The sequence below is a fragment of the Pseudomonas sp. AC083 genome (assembly GCF_979253165.1).
Genome location: NZ_CEEDDH010000024.1, coordinates 68785 through 85399, shown reverse-complemented (window position 1 = coordinate 85399; position 16615 = coordinate 68785). Strand labels below are relative to the sequence as shown.

General features: G+C 59.7%; 18 protein-coding genes. 4 read left to right on the top strand and 14 right to left on the bottom strand.

Going from position 1 to position 16615, the window contains the following annotated elements; genetic code table 11:
• Positions 1 to 54 precede the first annotated feature (54 nt).
• On the top strand, positions 55 to 1251 hold the full coding sequence (locus AC0IXA_RS25585; RefSeq protein ID WP_341639329.1) for an osmoprotectant NAGGN system M42 family peptidase: 1197 nt from the start codon (positions 55 to 57) through the stop codon (positions 1249 to 1251).
• Between the two features lie 167 nt (positions 1252 to 1418).
• The gene (locus AC0IXA_RS25580) at positions 1419 to 1646 is read left to right on the top strand and encodes a YheU family protein (protein WP_003172962.1); all 228 of its coding nucleotides are present in this window, start codon (positions 1419 to 1421) and stop codon (positions 1644 to 1646) included.
• A 5-nt stretch (positions 1647 to 1651) separates the two neighbouring features.
• Here the strand turns inward: AC0IXA_RS25580 and csrA are convergent, their stop codons facing one another.
• The 3 genes from csrA to AC0IXA_RS25565 form a co-directional block, all read right to left on the bottom strand.
• Positions 1652 to 1837: a carbon storage regulator CsrA gene (gene csrA / locus AC0IXA_RS25575; RefSeq protein WP_024013891.1), complete on the bottom strand. Its 186-nt coding sequence runs from the start codon at positions 1835 to 1837 to the stop codon at positions 1652 to 1654.
• 133 nt (positions 1838 to 1970) lie between these two features.
• The gene (locus tag AC0IXA_RS25570) at positions 1971 to 2303 is read right to left on the bottom strand and encodes a YnfA family protein (protein ID WP_016770946.1); all 333 of its coding nucleotides are present in this window, start codon (positions 2301 to 2303) and stop codon (positions 1971 to 1973) included.
• Between the two features lie 63 nt (positions 2304 to 2366).
• Complete coding sequence (locus AC0IXA_RS25565; RefSeq protein WP_122880400.1) at positions 2367 to 3182, bottom strand: SDR family oxidoreductase; 816 nt, start codon at positions 3180 to 3182, stop codon at positions 2367 to 2369.
• Positions 3183 to 3512: 330 nt separating this feature from the next.
• On the opposite strand from AC0IXA_RS25565, the gene AC0IXA_RS25560 reads away from it, so the two are divergent.
• A complete protein-coding gene (locus AC0IXA_RS25560) occupies positions 3513 to 3665 on the top strand; it encodes a DUF3309 family protein (RefSeq protein ID WP_003183939.1) in 153 nt (50 codons plus the stop codon).
• A 72-nt stretch (positions 3666 to 3737) separates the two neighbouring features.
• On the opposite strand, the gene AC0IXA_RS25555 is transcribed toward AC0IXA_RS25560, so the two are convergent.
• From AC0IXA_RS25555 to AC0IXA_RS25510, 10 genes are all read right to left on the bottom strand, one after another.
• A complete protein-coding gene (locus AC0IXA_RS25555; RefSeq protein WP_471814725.1) occupies positions 3738 to 5831 on the bottom strand; it encodes an LTA synthase family protein in 2094 nt (697 codons plus the stop codon).
• 314 nt (positions 5832 to 6145) lie between these two features.
• Positions 6146 to 6751, bottom strand: coding sequence for an START domain-containing protein (locus AC0IXA_RS25550; protein WP_016770733.1), 606 nt, complete (start codon positions 6749 to 6751; stop codon positions 6146 to 6148).
• Positions 6752 to 6791: 40 nt separating this feature from the next.
• Positions 6792 to 7046, bottom strand: coding sequence for a YkgJ family cysteine cluster protein (locus AC0IXA_RS25545; RefSeq protein ID WP_016770949.1), 255 nt, complete (start codon positions 7044 to 7046; stop codon positions 6792 to 6794).
• Positions 7047 to 7209: 163 nt separating this feature from the next.
• The gene (locus AC0IXA_RS25540; RefSeq protein WP_341639327.1) at positions 7210 to 7683 is read right to left on the bottom strand and encodes a translation initiation factor 2; all 474 of its coding nucleotides are present in this window, start codon (positions 7681 to 7683) and stop codon (positions 7210 to 7212) included.
• A gap of 78 nt (positions 7684 to 7761) precedes the next feature.
• Positions 7762 to 9201, bottom strand: coding sequence for an aminotransferase-like domain-containing protein (locus tag AC0IXA_RS25535; RefSeq protein ID WP_024013893.1), 1440 nt, complete (start codon positions 9199 to 9201; stop codon positions 7762 to 7764).
• Between the two features lie 201 nt (positions 9202 to 9402).
• Positions 9403 to 10215 carry an OmpA family protein gene (locus AC0IXA_RS25530; protein ID WP_024013894.1) on the bottom strand — a complete coding sequence of 271 codons (813 nt, stop codon included), beginning with the start codon at positions 10213 to 10215 and terminating at the stop codon, positions 9403 to 9405.
• Complete coding sequence (locus tag AC0IXA_RS25525; protein ID WP_465919718.1) at positions 10212 to 10574, bottom strand: DUF4398 domain-containing protein; 363 nt, start codon at positions 10572 to 10574, stop codon at positions 10212 to 10214. The genes AC0IXA_RS25530 and AC0IXA_RS25525 overlap by 4 nt, the downstream gene beginning before the upstream one ends.
• 9 nt (positions 10575 to 10583) lie before the next feature.
• Positions 10584 to 11405, bottom strand: a complete 822-nt coding sequence (locus AC0IXA_RS25520; RefSeq protein WP_471814724.1) for a substrate-binding periplasmic protein — start codon at positions 11403 to 11405, stop codon at positions 10584 to 10586.
• A gap of 79 nt (positions 11406 to 11484) precedes the next feature.
• Positions 11485 to 12414, bottom strand: coding sequence for an electron transfer flavoprotein subunit alpha/FixB family protein (locus AC0IXA_RS25515; RefSeq protein WP_471814723.1), 930 nt, complete (start codon positions 12412 to 12414; stop codon positions 11485 to 11487).
• A 2-nt stretch (positions 12415 to 12416) separates the two neighbouring features.
• Complete coding sequence (locus tag AC0IXA_RS25510) at positions 12417 to 13166, bottom strand: electron transfer flavoprotein subunit beta/FixA family protein (protein WP_007908338.1); 750 nt, start codon at positions 13164 to 13166, stop codon at positions 12417 to 12419.
• Between the two features lie 550 nt (positions 13167 to 13716).
• Here AC0IXA_RS25510 and AC0IXA_RS25505 point away from each other — a divergent pair.
• Positions 13717 to 15381, top strand: coding sequence for an electron transfer flavoprotein-ubiquinone oxidoreductase (locus AC0IXA_RS25505; protein WP_471814722.1), 1665 nt, complete (start codon positions 13717 to 13719; stop codon positions 15379 to 15381).
• Positions 15382 to 15564: 183 nt separating this feature from the next.
• Here the strand turns inward: AC0IXA_RS25505 and AC0IXA_RS25500 are convergent, their stop codons facing one another.
• Complete coding sequence (locus tag AC0IXA_RS25500) at positions 15565 to 16455, bottom strand: AraC family transcriptional regulator (protein ID WP_016770956.1); 891 nt, start codon at positions 16453 to 16455, stop codon at positions 15565 to 15567.
• Positions 16456 to 16615 lie beyond the last annotated feature (160 nt).

The following is a 16615-nucleotide window of genomic DNA, read 5'->3' as shown; positions in this document are numbered from 1 at the left end:
GCATTCCCACGCAGAGCGTGGGAACGATCAGTGCTCAACCCATCAGGAGTTTCCATGACCATCACCACACAAATCCCTGAACCGGATCTGGCTTACCTGCAAAAAGTCCTGCTGGAAATGCTCGCCATTCCCAGCCCTACCGGGTTCACCGACACCATCGTGCGCTACGTCGCCGAGCGTCTCGAAGAGCTGGGCATTCCGTTTGAAATGACCCGGCGCGGGACCATCCGCGCGACCTTGAAGGGCAAAAAGAGCAGCCCTGACCGCGCGGTGTCGGCGCACCTGGACACCATCGGCGCTGCTGTGCGTGCGGTGAAAGACAACGGTCGCCTGACCCTCGCCCCGGTCGGTTGCTGGTCGAGCCGCTTTGCCGAGGGCAGCCGGGTCAGCCTGTTCACCGACACCGGCGTGATTCGCGGCAGCGTGCTGCCGCTGATGGCGTCCGGGCATGCGTTCAATACCCAGGTCGATGAAATGCCGATCAGTTGGGACCACGTCGAACTGCGTCTGGACGCCTACTGCACGACCAAAGCCGATTGCGAATCGCTGGGCATACATGTCGGCGACGTGGTGGCCTTCGATCCGCTGCCGGAGTTCACCGAAAGCGGGCATATCAGCGCGCGCCACCTAGACGACAAGGCCGGCGTCGCAGCGCTGCTCGCCGCGCTCAAGGCGATTGTCGACAGCGGCCAGGAACTGAACATCGATTGCCATCCGCTGTTCACCATCACCGAAGAGACCGGAAGCGGTGCAGCGGCGGCATTGCCGTGGGACGTCAGCGAGTTTGTCGGCATCGACATCGCACCGGTCGCCCCCGGCCAGCATTCCAGCGAACACGCGGTGAGCGTGGCGATGCAGGATTCGGGCGGGCCGTATGACTATCACCTGTCGCGGCATCTGTTGCGTCTGGCCGATGAACACGAATTGCCGGTGCGCCGTGACATGTTCCGCTATTACTTCAGCGATGCGCACTCGGCGGTCACCGCCGGCCACGACATTCGCACCGCCCTGCTCGCCTTCGGCTGCGATGCCACCCACGGCTACGAACGCACGCACATCGACAGCCTGGCGGCGCTCAGTCGCTTGCTCGGCGCGTACATTCTGAGCCCGCCGGTCTTCGCCAGCGATGCGGCGCCGGCCAATGCTTCACTGGATCGCTTCAGCCATCAGATCGAGCATGACACGCAGATGGAAAGCGAAACCCGCGTGCCGCCGGTGGACAGTCTGGTTGGGCAGCGTTCTGACAGTTGAGCCTTCGGAACAGATAACCGCCTTCGCGAGCAGGCTCGCTCCCACAGGGGATCGCTTTCAAATGTGGGAGCGAGCCTGCTCGCGAATGGGCCGGCAAGACCGATACAGAACTGGCAGGCAGAACCCAATCCCCGTAGCATCCCGACATTGATTTGACCGAGGTGCCCATGCTCATTCCCCACGACGCGCTTGAAGTCGACACCCTCACCCGCCTGATCGAGGATTTCGTCACCCGCGACGGTACCGACAACGGCGATGACACCCCGCTGGAAACCCGCGTCCTGCGCGTGCGCCAGGCGTTGACCAAAGGCCAGGCTTTGATCGTGTTCGACCCGGAAAGCGAACAGTGCCAGCTGATGCTCAAGCACGACGTACCCAAGCATCTGTTCGACTGAAACCGTCAGCCAGCCTTCGCCGCGGCCTCCTTGCGCTTGATCCGGTCATAGACCTCGGCGCGGTGTACATGGACCTTTTTCGGCGCCTCGACGCCGAAGCGCACGCTGGAGCCGTTGACCGACAGAACACGCAGGGTGATGTCGTCTCCGATTGAAATCAACTCACCGACCACACGGCTGAGTACAAGCATGGGATTCATCCTTCAGGACTGGCAAACCCTGAAGATGCGCGGCTTACAGCGTCTTCACAATCCACGACGAGCAAATCAGTCTTGCCCTACAGCTGCCCACGCCCACAGCTGTCAGACGCTTCGCACAAAAGCTTCAGGCGGCGGAAAAGCGCGGCCCGAACAGAATGATGCTGGCACCGACCACGCACAGCGCCATGCCGATCCAGTCCGAGCCCAGCGGACGCACCCGCTCGACCACCGCCAGCCAGCCAATCGAAGCAACGATGTAGATCCCGCCATACGCGGCATAGGCGCGCCCGGCGTAGGCCGCTTCAACACGGGTCAGCAACAGCGCGAACAGGGTCAGGCTGAGCAACGCGGGAATCACCCACAACGCACTCTTGCCCTGGCGCAGCCACATGTAGAAGGCAAAACAGCCGGCGATTTCAAACAGCGCTGCAAGGAAGAACCACAAGTAATTGAGCATGGAGGCGTCTCGACAGGGTGACCATGGCGGCCACCCTAACGACGCGGCGGGCATCGAACAAGATCAAGCGTTGTTTTGTTTGGCCTTGGCGCGCATTTTCTCGGCCATGGAAGTCATCTCGTTGTAGAGCAGTTGCGGATTCTTTTGCTTGATCGCCCAGGCCATGCGCCCTTGTTCGTGGGGCAGGATCATGAACTCACCGGCGGCGACTTGCTGATAGATGTAGTCAGCGATGTCGGCGGCACTGATCGGCGAACTTTCCAGCAACTTGCCGACTTGGGCTTTCATGGCCGGGGTCGGGCCACGGAAAGAATCGAGCAAGTTGGTCTGGAAGAACGACGGGCAAACCACATGCACCGCCACTTCCTGCTGCGCCAGTTCGATCAGCAGACTCTCCGACAACGCCACTACGCCGGCCTTGGCCACGTTGTAGTTGCTCATCGCCGGGCCTTGCATCAGTGCGGCCATGGAGGCGATGTTGATGATCTTGCCCTTGCTCTGTTCCAGCAGCGGCAGGAACGCCTTGCAGCCTTTGACCACGCCCATCAGGTTGATCGCGATCTGCCAGTCCCAGTCTTCCAGGGACAGTTCGCTGAAGAATCCGCCCGATGCGACGCCGGCATTGTTGACGATGATGTCGATGCCGCCGAGCTTCTCTTCGCAGGCCTGGGCGAAGGCGGTGAGCTGGCTGTAATCGCGCACGTCACAGCGCTGAATGAAGCCGTCACCGCCCGCCTCGCGCACCAGTTTCAGGGTTTCCTGCAGGCCGGGTTCACTGACATCGGACAAGGCCAGCCGCCAGCCTTCACGGGCCCAGCGCAGGGCGATTTCGCGACCCAGGCCTGAGCCTGCACCAGTGATCATCATGCGATTTTGCATAGCGGACAGCCTTGTTGTTCCGGGAGAGATGCGCCGAGTGTAGCGAAGGTTCGACTGCCGCCCACGCTCCATCCAATTGCTGAATGGAGGATCAAAAGATTCCAGCCGTAATCGTTTTCGGGATGGTCTCCTGTAGGAGCTGCCGAAGGCTGCGAACTTTTGCTTTTCTGCTTTAAAGGAAATAACCGAGCAATCCAAATACATTAAAAAAACATTGAATTATTTTTCACCGGCGCAAGTCGGAACATGTAAGCCGGCTGGAATTTAGTTGCTCTCCAGCTGCCCACTGAGCATCAAGACTCTTCCAGACTCTGAACAAGGAAATCACCCATGGGCACAATTCTAATCATCATCCTGATCCTGTTGCTGATCGGTGGTCTGCCGGTCTTCCCGCACTCCAGAAGTTGGGGTTATGGCCCGTCGGGCATTATCGGCGTGGTGTTGGTCGTGCTGCTGGTGCTGTTGTTACTCGGCAAGATATGACGATTTGAAGCTGTAAAAAAAGAGGCCCTTGTTCAAGGGCCTCTTTTTTATTGCGTGGACTTTAAGGAGTGATCAGTCCGGCTTGCCGTGAATGACACCGGCGGTATTATCGAGCAGGCTCTTGGTCGCGGTTTGCAGGAACGCCTCAAGTTTGAGTTTGAGTTCGGCAGTGCGCGGCGCGTCCGGTACAACTTCGGCGTGCGGGTTGGCGCCAAGTTGATATTTCCAGATTTTCGGGCCCATGTCCTTGTCACGCGGCAGCACCAGAATCTCATCGGCGGTGACGATGGCGGTGGTCTGCTCGCTGCCAGATGGCTTGATCACACCGAAACCGGTGTCGCCCTGCGGCAGGTTGAGCAGATCACGACCCCAGCACTGGTGACGCACTTCGCCACCGAGACGGCCCATGATGGTCGGCACGATGTCGATCTGCGTACCCACGGTGTGGTCGCGGGTTCCGAACTTCTGCTGAATGCCCGGGGCGATCATCAGCATCGGCACGTTGAAGCGGCCCAGGTCCATTTCGGTGATCTGGCGCTCGTTGCCGAAGCCGTGGTCGCCGACGATGACGAACAGGGTTTCGTTGAAGTACTTCTCTTTGCGCGCCTTCTCGAAGAACTGGCCGAGTGCCCAATCGGAGTAGCGCATGGCGGTCAGGTGTTCGTTGAGGCTGCCACGGTCAGTCACGCGCTCGACCGGCAATGGCGTGGGCAAGGCGTACGGCGTGTGGTTGGACAGGGTTTGCAGCAATGCGTAAAACGGCTTGCCGTTTTCCCGCGCCTTCAATTCCTGCAGGCCACGATCGAACATGTCCTGGTCGGAAACGCCCCAGGTCGGATCGGAGAACACCGGATTGACGAAGTCGTTGCGGCCAACGAAGTTGGTCATGCCCTGGTTGCTGAAGAAGCCCGACTGGTTATCCCAGGCGAAGTCGCCGTTGTAGACGTAGACGTCGTCATAGTCGCGGGCGCTGAGCAGCTGCGGCAGGCCGGACAGTTTGTGGCTGCCTTCCGGGGTCTGCATCAGGTATTCGAAACCTGGAAGGTTGGGGAAGCAGGCCATGGTCGCGAACATGCCCTGGTGGGTGTGGGTGCCGTTGGAGAAGAAACGGTCGAACAGCAGACCTTCCTTCGACAGCTTGTCCAGGTACGGGGTGATATTGCCCGGCGCGCCCAAAGCACCGACCGAGTGACCGGCCATGCTTTCCATCAGGATCACCACGACGTTCTTGATCGGCAGGGTCTTGTCGGCCGGCGGCATGTAGTCGCGGCGAACAGCGGCGATGTCGGCATCGACCAGTTTGTCGTCGGGCATCAGCAGCATGTCGCGCACCACTTGCTGCGCCTGTTCCTGCGGCAGCGTGGCTTTCCAGATGTTGTCGCGGTCTTCACCCATGCGTGCCTTGGCTGCAGCGATCAGCGACAGCGTGCCGTTGAGGCCGAGCTGGTTGGCGAAGTTGGAATCGGTGGTGTACACGTCACCCCAACGCATCGGCGGGCCCTGACGCAGGGTGCCGCGAGCGGCGACGACGCAGATCAGCAGGCAAACCACGAACACCGCCAAGCGGGTGTACCACGGCGCAACCTGACGGGAGCTGACGCTGCCGCCGCTGAACGGTCCGCGCGGGCGGGTAGCACGGTCGGCGCCTTTGAACGCCAGGGTCAGAATGACCGTGCCGATTACCCATGCCAGCACGTAGCGCACCACCGGGAAACCGTACCAGAGCATGCTCATTACGGTTTTCGGGTCTTCCTTCACGTACTGGAACACCAGACCGTTGAGGCGCTGGTGAAACTCGCGGTAGAAGTCCATTTCCATCAGGCCGAGGAACAGCGCGATGCTCGATGCGACGGTCAGCCACAGACGGAAGAAACCGCGCGCGGCCATGGCCCGGGCACTGAACAGCGCCAGCACCAGCGGAATGCACAGGTAGACCACCAGGCGCAGGTCGAAACGCAGGCCGTTGACGAACGCTTCAAGGAAGGTCGCGGCTGGGGTGTCGAGGATCATCTCGCGGTTGTAGACCAGCAGCGCGAGGCGCAGCGCGGAAAACATGACCATCATGACCAGTGCGCACAGCAGCGTGTAGGCCAGATGCGATTTGACGGTCGGTTGCAGCAGGCGAGCAGAAGATCGCTGCTGATTCAGGGCGTCCGGGTTTGCCATGTCGTTTTAGGACCCATTGGAAGTTGAAGTTGCAAAAATACAGCGGCGCCAGGCCCTCTATTGGTCAGTCCAGACCCCGGGGCGTGCGCGGTGCGCAAATGTTGCACGATCGTTCACACCATTGCCATTGATTACTGCCCTGCTCCTCGAGACTTTCATTCGAAGGGTTGGCAGCGCTATGGCAGGCAACAAGTGCGGGCGAATTGTCTTGGAGACTTTGTGAAAATTTCGTGCAACGCATATCTGGAAATACAATTTAGAGACAAAACAAAACGCCCCGAACCGGTCGGGGCGTTTTGCTTACAGCGAATTGATTATTTCTCGGCGCGTTCTTTCAGCGCTTTCAGGGTATTGAATGGCGCATCGACCACAAACTTGTTGGCGACCATGGCCGGTACGCTACCGCCCGGCTCGGTGTGCACCTGATAAGTCACTTCAACCTGATCGCCTTTAGGCACGAACTTCCAGAAGCCTTTGACTTGCTGGACCCGCACGAAGCCTTTTTCTTCCGGGAGATAGGTCGGTACGCCTTCAAGATTACGGGTCAGGCTGCCATCGGCGCCCTCAACGGTGGTGATCTTCAGCACCGAATCACGCGGGGTCACCGGCCACGGCGTGTTGAATTGCGAATAGGTCCAGCTCAGATCGCCTTCGTGCTTGAGCAGTTTCTGGCTCTTGCATTCGTGAATCCACGCGCAGGCGCCGGAGACGTCTTCCTGCAAGGCGCGCAGTTTGGCGACGGTGGTTTTCATCAGCGCGACGCCTTGGTAGGACTTGTAGTCCGAACCGGGTATTTCGCTCAGGGAAACCTTGATGCCGTCTTCGTTCTTGGCCACTTTCCAGTCTTCCGCCTGAGCGACCGAAGTGGCAAGTACGGCAGTCAGACCACACAACACAGCGATACGGTGCAGCGAACCCATAGTCTTATTCCTTATTGTTGAAGTTCCGTTGGTGAACACATCACGCCGCCGTCATCTGCTCCCACCAGCCGATCAATCTGATCGCTTCTTCCGAACTGCTGCCGCACACCTCGACATCCGCAGCGAAGCCCGAGCACACAGCCGGACGTTCCGGACGGCCGAAAATGCTGCACAGGTTATCGACCGACAGTTGCACGCAACGTTCGCCGGCGGGCTTGCCATCGGGCATGCCGGGGATCGGCGAACTGATGGAGGGGGCAATGCAGCAAGCGCCACAGCCTTCACGGCATTTCATGACGAACAGATCCTCGCGACGGGCGATGTGTAAAGAGACGGGAAACAGAGTAACCGCTAAAACGACTGTTTCAAATTGCTACGAGCGGGTTTTCAACGATAAGTAAAAGTGACCGGGCAGTCTCCGACGAAGCGTCTGCTCTGCGCGTTGCAGAGGGCAGCATCTATTGCTTGAATTCGAAATCCAGCGCCGCACCTTCCACATCGCGTCGCGCTTCGTTGCGCAGTTGCAACTGCATTTCGTTGCTGAGCAAACGGCCGTTGAGCTGGAAGCCGTTATCTTTCTCGCCAAACATCTGCGGCAGGATGGCCTCGCGTTTGGGCAGCTCAACGGTGCCCTGTGGCTTCAACTCTTCAACCATATCTTTGGGCAGGCTGAGATCGAGTTTTGCCGGCGGCAATTTGGTCTTGGCCACTTCGCTGGCGGGTTTCGATTTCGAAGCAACCGGGCGGCGCTTCTTCACCGTGGCGTTTTTTTTCGCCTGGGCTTTTTTTGCCGGAGCCGCGGTTTTGGTGGCTTTGTTCGTGGTATTGGTCGCTGCCGGTTTTTCCTGGGCTGCGGCCGCCAGGACACCCGGCGCCTGGCCGATCATCAGCAAACCCAGCAGTACCCACGCGGCAGGAACAATGGCTTTCATGGACCCAACGAACTAACGGCAGAGGGCCACATGCTCGCCTGTTGTGCGTCACATGACAAGCCTCAGCGCCCTCCCCGTTCAGAATCCGCCAGCGGTTTCCTGACACAGCTGGGTGGCCAACAGACCCAGCGTCATCAGCGCCCGCTCCGCTTCGCGGTTCCACGGAATGCCGCAGTTGAGGCGGATACAGTGGTTGAACTGCTCGGTATTACTGAAGATCAGCCCCGGCGCGATGCTGATGCCTTGTTGCAGCGCGCGGACATGCAATTCCTGAGTGTTGACCCGCCCCGGCAAGCTCACCCAGAGGATGAAACCGCCCGTGGGCCGGGACATTTGCGTGCCCTCGGGGAAGTGCTGCTGCACCGCCAGCTGGAACGCGCTGAGGTTCTTCCGGTATTCCTGACGGATGTAGCGTAAATGCCGGTCATAACCGCCGTTTTCCAGATACGCGGCAATCGCCATCTGCGTAACGCTGCACGCCGAATGGGTGCTGAAGGTTTGCAGGCGCTGGATTTCCTGTTGGTATTTGCCGGCGATCATCCAGCCGATGCGCACACCCGGTGACAGGGTTTTGGAGAAGCTTGAGCAGTAGATCACCCGATCCAGGCGGTCGTAGGCTTTCAGCGCTTTGGTGCGGCCCTGTTCGAACATCAGTTCGCCGTAGATATCGTCTTCGACGATCTGAATGTCGAAATCCGAGGCCAGGCGCAGCAACTGTTTCTGCCGCTCTTCCGGCATGGTGCCGCCAAGGGGATTGCTCAGGCGCGTAGTCAGCACCAGCGCCTTGATCGACCATTGGTTGGCGGCCAGTTGCAAGGCTTCCAGACTCATGCCGGTGGCGGGGTCGCTGGGGATTTCGATGACTTTCAGGCCGAGCAGATCGGCCAGTTGCAGCAGGCCGTAATAGGTCGGCGATTCGGCAGCAATCAGATCGCCCGGCCGCGTCAGCACGCGCAACGACATCTGCAAGGCGTCGACACAGCCGTGGGTGATCACCACTTCCGATGGATCGACCACCACGCCAGCGTCACGCATGCGGATCGCCACTTGCCGGCGCAGCGGTTCGAAGCCGGGGCTGAACATGTAGCTGAACGCCCGAGGGCTGTGGAAGCGGGTGACCTTGGCCAATTGCTGATGCAGCGCGCGCACCGGCAGATAATCGACACTCGGCACCGCAGCGCCCAGCGGAAACACGCCTTCGCGGCGGGATTCGACCAATACCTGTTGAATGATGCTGCTGCGCGTCACCAGCCCCGGCCGTTCGACCCGGGCAATGTCCGGCGTCGGCGCGGTCAGCGCCGGGGTCTGGTGTACGTAGTAACCCGACTGTGGCCGGGCGCGGATCAGGCCCTGATCCTCAAGGTTGGCGTAAGCCTGCAACACCGTCGCATGGCTGACGTTGAGCTGCGAACTCATCTTGCGCACCGAAGGCACGCGCTCCCCCGGTTGATAAACACCACGGCGGATGTCTTCGGCCAGTTGCTGAGCAATACGTTGGTAGAGCAAGAGATTGGTCATGACGCAGCACTCGATTTCACGGGCGTTTTATTCTTGTCTGAAACAATACCGGAACAGTTTAGAAGTGTACTGGGACAGTTGCCAGATTACTCGACCGTACAGTGCGGTGTCTGCCCCATCTGTACGGTTTTGCGCGGCAATCGACAGACACAAAAAAGCCCGGCACTGCATGACAGTCCGGGCTTTCCAGAGACGCAGCCCTTAGCGGGCGGCGCCGAGCTGGCCTTTTTCATCAGAGAACACGATTTCTACGCGGCGGTTCTGCGCCCGTCCACGCTCGGAGGCATTGGCGTCGACCGGGAACTGATCACCGTAACCTTCAACCTGGATACGTTTTTCATCGATACCCAGATCGACCAGCACGTCAGCCACCGATTGCGCACGATCGCGAGACAGTTTGAGGTTTTCCTGTCTGCCACCGGTGCTGTCGGTGTAACCCTCGATGCGCACAACGCGCTTGGGATTCAGTTGCAGGAACTGGACGATCTTCAGTACGACGCGGTTGGCCGAGTTTTTCAGTTCCGCCTGGCCGGTGTCGAACAACACGTCCCCGAGGGTCATCACCAGACCGCGATCGGTCTGCGTGGTGGCCAGCGCGACGATCTGTTCCTCCAGCCACTTGCCTTGTTGCTGCACGCTGAGCAGTTTCGATTCGCGCAGGGCCAGTTGCAGACGCTGGCGCTCAAGCTCGAGTTTGGCTGCGCGCTCCTCGTTGAGGGCCTGGTTGGTGTGCTCGCGGGCGATTTCGCTGTAGCGCTGGCTCAGGTAGGCGTAATGCACCACGTCGGCACCGCTGCCCCAATAGGTCGACAGTCGATCGGCGCGGGCCAGGGATTCGCCGGCGCGGATCACGTCTTTCGGCGCGATGCGCAGCACGTTGGAATCTTCCTTGACCTTCTGGAAATCAGCGCCGGCCTGTTGCAGTGCCGCCTCGCTGTGCTGGCCGGCGCAGCCGTACAGGCTGGCGCAACCGGCAAGAAGCAGAATGCCGAGCGCGTTGGACTTGAGGCTCATTGCGCTTCCCCCAGTTGCAGCTGCTTGCGCAGGCGGACAATGCGGGTATTGAGCACATTCAGCTGTTCTTCACTTTTTTTCGTCAGCACCTTGGCCTCGGCCAGACGCGCATCCAGTTCGGCCTGCTCGGCACGCATGCGCGCGTTGCGATAGGACTCGTCGGCCATGCTGCCTTTGGCGCGGTTGTATTTTGTTTCGGCCAGCTGCATTTCCGGCACTTCGTCAGCGGTGGCGCCGACTGCCTTGGCCTGCACGATGGCTTGTTCGGTCAAACGCATTTGTTCACTGGGTGCCGGATCGGTTGCGCACCCGGCCAGGGCCAGAACGGCCACAGCCGCGAAAAGAGGTCGAATACTCACTAAGAATCCCTACTGTTTTGGGGCACTGACAGGTTGTGGCGGCTGTTGCTGTTGCGCCTTCCAGCGCTCGATGTTGCGTTGCAGCGCGGCTTCCGTCAGTCCGGACGCGGGCAATTCTGTCATCTTTTTGGCGAGCTGTCCGCGCAACCACGGATCGTTGCAGGCCGAGTTATGCGAAACCGCGAGGAACAGCCCCGGACGATCGATGGGTTGCTCGAACGCCAGCAGATCGCTGGTCATGCCCAATGTCTGCGCGGCGGCAAGGCCTGAGTAGCGCCCGGCGAGGACATATTCCACTTCGCCCAACAGCAGTTTCTGTAGTGCCTGGGTAAGGTTTACTGTGCGGGTCAGGGTCAGATTCTGTTCGGCGAAAGTGCCGAATGCCTGGGTCATCCGAGACTTTTCCGACAACGCGCCGACATGGCCTTTCAGGTCGCTGGCCTCGGCATAGGTCAGCGTCGAGCCTTTGCGCGTCCACACCAGATAGTCGTTTTCCAGCAGTGGCGGATGGATATAGTCGAGGTTTTCCAGCTCATTTACCGTCAGCGGCGCATCGGCCAGCATGTCCATGCGTCCGCTGCGCACTTCATCAAGCGCCTGCGAGCGTTTGCCGGCGTAGAGCAGGTCGACTTTGATGCCCAGATCCTTGGCCACTTGCTGCAACAGATCGGCACTGGCACCGATCAAGCGCTTGGGGTTTTGCGGGTCCTGCCACAGGTACGGCGGCGCATCCGGGCTGCCGGTGACGACCAGGCGCTCGCACTTGCCAGCGGCCATGGCCAATCCTGGCAACAGGGCCAATCCCAACAACCATCCGCAGCGCAGATCCATGGCAGAACGCTCCCACTCAAATCCGAGACAAAAAAAGCCCGACCAACAGGCCGGGCTCTTTATAAGTGAAGCCGCCGGATTAGACCAGCTTCTCCAGCTCAGGGATTGCTTCGAACAGATCCGCCACGAGGCCGTAGTCGGCCACCTGGAAGATCGGCGCTTCTTCGTCCTTGTTGATCGCAACGATCACCTTGGAGTCTTTCATACCGGCCAAGTGCTGGATCGCGCCGGAGATACCGACGGCGATGTACAGCTGTGGCGCAACGATCTTGCCAGTCTGACCGACCTGCATGTCGTTCGGTACGAAACCTGCGTCGACCGCAGCGCGCGAGGCACCGACGGCCGCGCCGAGCTTGTCGGCCAGCGCGTACAGGTGTTTGAAGTTGTCGCCGTTCTGCATGCCGCGACCGCCGGAAACGACGATCTTGGCAGCGGTCAGTTCAGGACGATCGGACTTGGCCAGCTCTTCGCTGACGAAGCTCGACGTACCGGCGTCGTGGGCAGCGCCAACGGCTTCAACGGCAGCCGAACCACCTTCAGCGGCAACCGGATCGAAACCGGTGGCACGCACGGTGATTACTTTGATCGCGGCGGTCGACTGCACGGTAGCGATGGCGTTACCGGCGTAGATCGGGCGCTTGAAAGTGTCAGCGCTTTCGACCGAGATGATCTCGGAGATCTGGTCAACGTCCAGCGCAGCAGCAACGCGCGGCAGGATGTTTTTGCCGTTGGAAGTGGCAGCAGCGAGGATGTGGCTATAACCAGCGCCCAGCTCGGCTACCAGCGGCGCGATGTTTTCCGGCAACTGATGCGCGTACGCGGCGTTGTCAGCGTTGAGGACTTTGCTCACGCCAGCGATTTTCGCCGCGGCTTCAGCCACCGGGCCTGCGCCCTGACCTGCCACCAGAACGTGGATGTCGCCGCCGATTTTGGCAGCAGCGGCCACGGTGTTCAGCGTGGCCGGGGCCAACACTTTGTTGTCGTGTTCAGCGATTACCAAGATAGTCATGATTAGATTACCTTCGCTTCGTTTTTCAGTTTCTCGACCAGTTCAGCCACCGACTTGACCTTGATACCCGCGCTGCGTGCAGCCGGCGCTTCGACTTTCAGGGTCTTGTTGGTGGAGGCGGTGGAAACGCCCAAAGCGTCCGGAGTCAGCACTTCGAGAGGCTTCTTCTTGGCTTTCATGATGTTTGGCAGGGACGCGTAGCGCGGCTCGTTCAAACGCAGGTCGGTGGTGACGATGGCTGGCAGTTTCAGCGAAACGGTCTGCGCGCCGCCGTCGATTTCGCGGGTCACGGCAACGCTGTCGCCGGAGACTTCGACTTTCGAAGCGAAGGTGCCCTGACCGTAGCCGCTCAGTGCCGCGAGCATCTGGCCGGTCTGGTTGTTGTCGCTGTCGATCGCCTGTTTCCCAAGGATCACCAACTGCGGCTGTTCCTTGTCGACGACGGCCTTGAGCAGCTTGGCCACGGCCAGCGAGGTCAGGTCTTCAGCGGATTCGACGAGGATGGCGCGATCGGCACCCAGAGCCAGTGCGGTACGCAGCTGCTCCTGAGCGGTGGTCGGGCCGATGGAGACGACGACGATTTCAGTCGCAACGCCCTTCTCTTTCAGGCGTACGGCTTCTTCCACGGCGATTTCGCAGAATGGGTTCATCGACATCTTGACGTTGGCGAGGTCGACGCCGGAATTGTCCGCCTTGACGCGGACCTTGACGTTGTAATCCACAACGCGTTTGACAGCTACAAGAACCTTCATGGATTCCTCGTTACTCTCCGGTGAAAAGAAAGTCGCCTAGGCGAACCTGGCGGATGATGCTCATCGGGCGACAAGGGCACCTCTAAAAACGCCGGCTTGAATGTGAGGTGATTCACTTCGCGAAGGGAGGTGACCGTTCGTCAGGGGTGACTGTCGGGTCATTCATTCTCACGCTGTGTAAACTGCGCGCCGGACTTGCGCTGCGCATCACCGTCTACTGCCTGTGCCCTGTCTTTAGAGGTGCTCTTGAAACCGCCAGTCTGCCTACGGCGAGCGCAAAACCGCCCGTATCTTGACCGGAACGCCCATTCTGGTCAATACGCCAAAATGCCCTGTCATAAGCCGCGCTTCTTTGATTTATCAGGGCTGGAGGCGATTCAAACAAACGTTTGTATTGGACGCTGGGAGTGGTGTAGATATAATGCGCCGCCTAGAGAGAAAGGTGGATTCGCCAATATTCCCTTTGACGTTAACGTAAAGGCAATATGGATGCGAGATCAAACCTCCATATTAGAAAAAAAACTGTTGAGCCTTGAGTAGGAGATAGCCTGTGGAACGCGAATACATGGAATTCGACGTCGTCATCGTCGGTGCCGGCCCCGCTGGTCTGTCCGCCGCCTGCCGCTTGAAGCAGAAGGCCGCTGACGCCGGTAAGGAAATCAGCGTCTGCGTGGTCGAAAAAGGCTCCGAAGTCGGCGCGCACATCCTCTCCGGCGCGGTGTTCGAACCCCGCGCCCTGAACGAATTGTTCCCGGACTGGAAAGAACTCGGCGCGCCGCTGAACACGCCAGTAACACGCGATGACATTTTCGTGCTGAAAAACGCCGACGGTGCGCAGAAGATTCCTGACTTCTTTGTGCCCAAGACCATGCACAACGAAGGCAATTACATTATCTCCCTCGGCAACCTGTGCCGCTGGCTGGCTCAGCAGGCCGAAAACCTCGGTGTAGAAATCTACCCGGGCTTCGCCGCTCAGGAAGCGTTGATCGATGAAAACGGCGTAGTGCGCGGGATCATCACCGGTGATCTGGGCGTCGACCGTGAAGGCCATCCGAAAGAAGGCCTGTACACCCCGGGCATGGAACTGCGTGGCAAATACACGCTGTTCGCCGAAGGCTGCCGTGGCCACATCGGCAAGCAACTGATCAAGCGCTACAACCTCGATAGCGATGCCGACGTTCAGCACTACGGCATCGGTCTGAAAGAAATCTGGGAAATCGACCCGGCCAAGCATCAGCCAGGCCTGGTGGTGCACACCGCCGGCTGGCCGCTGGACATCATGGGCACCGAGAACACCGGCGGCTCGTTCCTCTATCACCTGGAAAACAATCAGGTGGTAGTCGGTCTGATCGTCGACCTGTCCTATAGCAACACTTACCTGTCGCCGTTCGATGAGTTCCAGCGCCTCAAGCATCACCCGGTGCTCAAGCAATATCTGGAAGGCGGCAAGCGCGTCAGCTACGGCGCCCGCGCCATCGCCAAGGGCGGCCTGAACTCGCTGCCGAAAATGGTCTTCAAGGGCGGCGCGCTGATCGGTTGCGACCTCGGCACCCTGAACTTCGCCAAGATCAAAGGCAGCCACACCGCGATGAAGTCCGGCATGCTCGCGGCTGAATCGGTAGCAGATGCGCTGTTCGCCGAGCAGGACTGCACCGTCGAACTGACCACTTACGTCGACGCGTTCAAGAACAGCTGGCTGCACGAAGAACTGTTCGCCAGCCGTAATTTCGGCGCGGCGATTCACAAGTACGGCGCAATCATCGGCGGTGGTTTCAACTGGCTGGACCAGAACATCTTCGGCGGCAAACTGCCGTTCACCCTGCGCGACACCAAGCCGGATTACGCCTGCCTCAAGCTCGCGGCCGACTGCAAGAAGATCGACTACCCGAAACCTGACGGCAAACTGAGTTTCGACAAACTCAGCTCGGTGTTCATCTCCGGCACCAACCACGAAGAAGAGCAGCCGTGCCACTTGAAGCTGACCGATCCGAGCATCCCGATCAGCAAAAACCTGCCGCTGTACGACGAACCGGCGCAGCGCTACTGCCCGGCCGGCGTATACGAAGTGATCACCAAGGAAGATGGCGAGAAGCGCTTCCAGATCAACGCCCAGAACTGCGTGCACTGCAAGACCTGTGACATCAAGGACCCTGCGCAGAACATCACCTGGGTCGCACCGGAAGGTGCCGGCGGCCCGACTTACCCGAACATGTAAGTCGAAACGCTGAACAACAAGGCTCCCGACATGGGGGCCTTTTTGTTGCCCAAAATTCCTCTGACACCACAAAACAACTGTGGGAGCGAGCCTGCTCGCGAAAGCGGTGTGTCATATGAAGATGATGTCGACTGATGCACCGACTTCGCGAGCAGGCTCGCTCCCACAGGGGATATCGTCGGATCAGGCAGCGCGCTCATCCCCCGGACTGCGTTCGAAGTAACGCTTGTATTCGCGACTGAATTGCGACGTGCTCTGATACCCCACTCGATGCGCCACCTGCGCCACGCCCAGCCCCTCCGCCACCAGCAGCGTTTGCGCCTTCAACAAACGTAAACGCTTCAGATACTGGACCGGCGACAACAGCGTGCTGCGTTTGAAATGCTCATGAAAGGTCGACACGCTCATGTTCGCGCAACCGGCCAAAGTCTCGACATTCAGCGGCTCGGTGTAATGCGCATGCAGATGGCTGATCGACGCCGCCACCCGGGCGAATTGCCCTTGTTGCTCGACCAACGCCCGCAACACATCCGCCTGCGGCCCGCGCAGCGCGACGAACAATAACTCGCGAACCCGTGCCGGGCCGAGAATCTGGCATTCCAGCGGATCGTGCAGACAGCTGAGCAGCCGTTCGACACAACCGCGCATGCCATCGTCGAGCACCACCGAGGTCATCGACTCCGGCGTCTGCGCCGGAATATGCCGACCCGGCGCCAGCCCCATGGCCAGCACCAGTTCGCCGAGCAGGACACGATCGATCGCCACCGACACACCAAGCAATGGCGCGTCGGGCAAGGCAAAGGTTTCGCATTCGAACGGCACCGGCAGCGCCTGGATCAGGTAATGCCCGGCGCCATATTCCATGGTTCGTGGGCCGAGGAACGCCAGTTTGCTGCCCTGGGCGATGATCATCAGGCTCGGCTCGTAAATATGCGGGCCACGGGCGACGTCGCAACTGGCGCGCAAAATCTGCACACCGGGCAGGCCGGTCTGGCTGTAGCCATCGCGCAGCGCCAGCGGTTCGATCAACGAAACCAGCCGGGCATTGGCATCAAGATGACGGGTCAACTGCATCGAATAGGTCTTCGTAAAATTCACGGAAAAAGGGATGAAAACATCATCGCAGATCCGCTGGCCAATGCGATCGCCGAAACCCGCATGCCGGAGGATTAGGCATGAGACCCGGAGAAATCGTCATGGCCGCCCCCGCCTCTGGCGGCCAGAATTCACCACC

Bases quoted from the DNA above. Each gene is read 5' to 3' on its own strand.
- AC0IXA_RS25585 (WP_341639329.1), top strand. From the start codon at position 55: ATGACCATCACCACACAAATCCCTGAACCGGATCTGGCTTACCTGCAA.
- AC0IXA_RS25580 (WP_003172962.1), top strand. From the start codon at position 1,419: ATGCTCATTCCCCACGACGCGCTTGAAGTCGACACCCTCACCCGCCTG.
- csrA (WP_024013891.1), bottom strand. From the start codon at position 1,837: ATGCTTGTACTCAGCCGTGTGGTCGGTGAGTTGATTTCAATCGGAGAC.
- AC0IXA_RS25570 (WP_016770946.1), bottom strand. From the start codon at position 2,303: ATGCTCAATTACTTGTGGTTCTTCCTTGCAGCGCTGTTTGAAATCGCC.
- AC0IXA_RS25565 (WP_122880400.1), bottom strand. From the start codon at position 3,182: ATGCAAAATCGCATGATGATCACTGGTGCAGGCTCAGGCCTGGGTCGC.
- AC0IXA_RS25560 (WP_003183939.1), top strand. From the start codon at position 3,513: ATGGGCACAATTCTAATCATCATCCTGATCCTGTTGCTGATCGGTGGT.
- AC0IXA_RS25555 (WP_471814725.1), bottom strand. From the start codon at position 5,831: ATGGCAAACCCGGACGCCCTGAATCAGCAGCGATCTTCTGCTCGCCTG.
- AC0IXA_RS25550 (WP_016770733.1), bottom strand. From the start codon at position 6,751: ATGGGTTCGCTGCACCGTATCGCTGTGTTGTGTGGTCTGACTGCCGTA.
- AC0IXA_RS25545 (WP_016770949.1), bottom strand. From the start codon at position 7,046: ATGAAATGCCGTGAAGGCTGTGGCGCTTGCTGCATTGCCCCCTCCATC.
- AC0IXA_RS25540 (WP_341639327.1), bottom strand. From the start codon at position 7,683: ATGAAAGCCATTGTTCCTGCCGCGTGGGTACTGCTGGGTTTGCTGATG.
- AC0IXA_RS25535 (WP_024013893.1), bottom strand. From the start codon at position 9,201: ATGACCAATCTCTTGCTCTACCAACGTATTGCTCAGCAACTGGCCGAA.
- AC0IXA_RS25530 (WP_024013894.1), bottom strand. From the start codon at position 10,215: ATGAGCCTCAAGTCCAACGCGCTCGGCATTCTGCTTCTTGCCGGTTGC.
- AC0IXA_RS25520 (WP_471814724.1), bottom strand. From the start codon at position 11,405: ATGGATCTGCGCTGCGGATGGTTGTTGGGATTGGCCCTGTTGCCAGGA.
- AC0IXA_RS25515 (WP_471814723.1), bottom strand. From the start codon at position 12,414: ATGACTATCTTGGTAATCGCTGAACACGACAACAAAGTGTTGGCCCCG.
- AC0IXA_RS25510 (WP_007908338.1), bottom strand. From the start codon at position 13,166: ATGAAGGTTCTTGTAGCTGTCAAACGCGTTGTGGATTACAACGTCAAG.
- AC0IXA_RS25500 (WP_016770956.1), bottom strand. From the start codon at position 16,455: ATGCAGTTGACCCGTCATCTTGATGCCAATGCCCGGCTGGTTTCGTTG.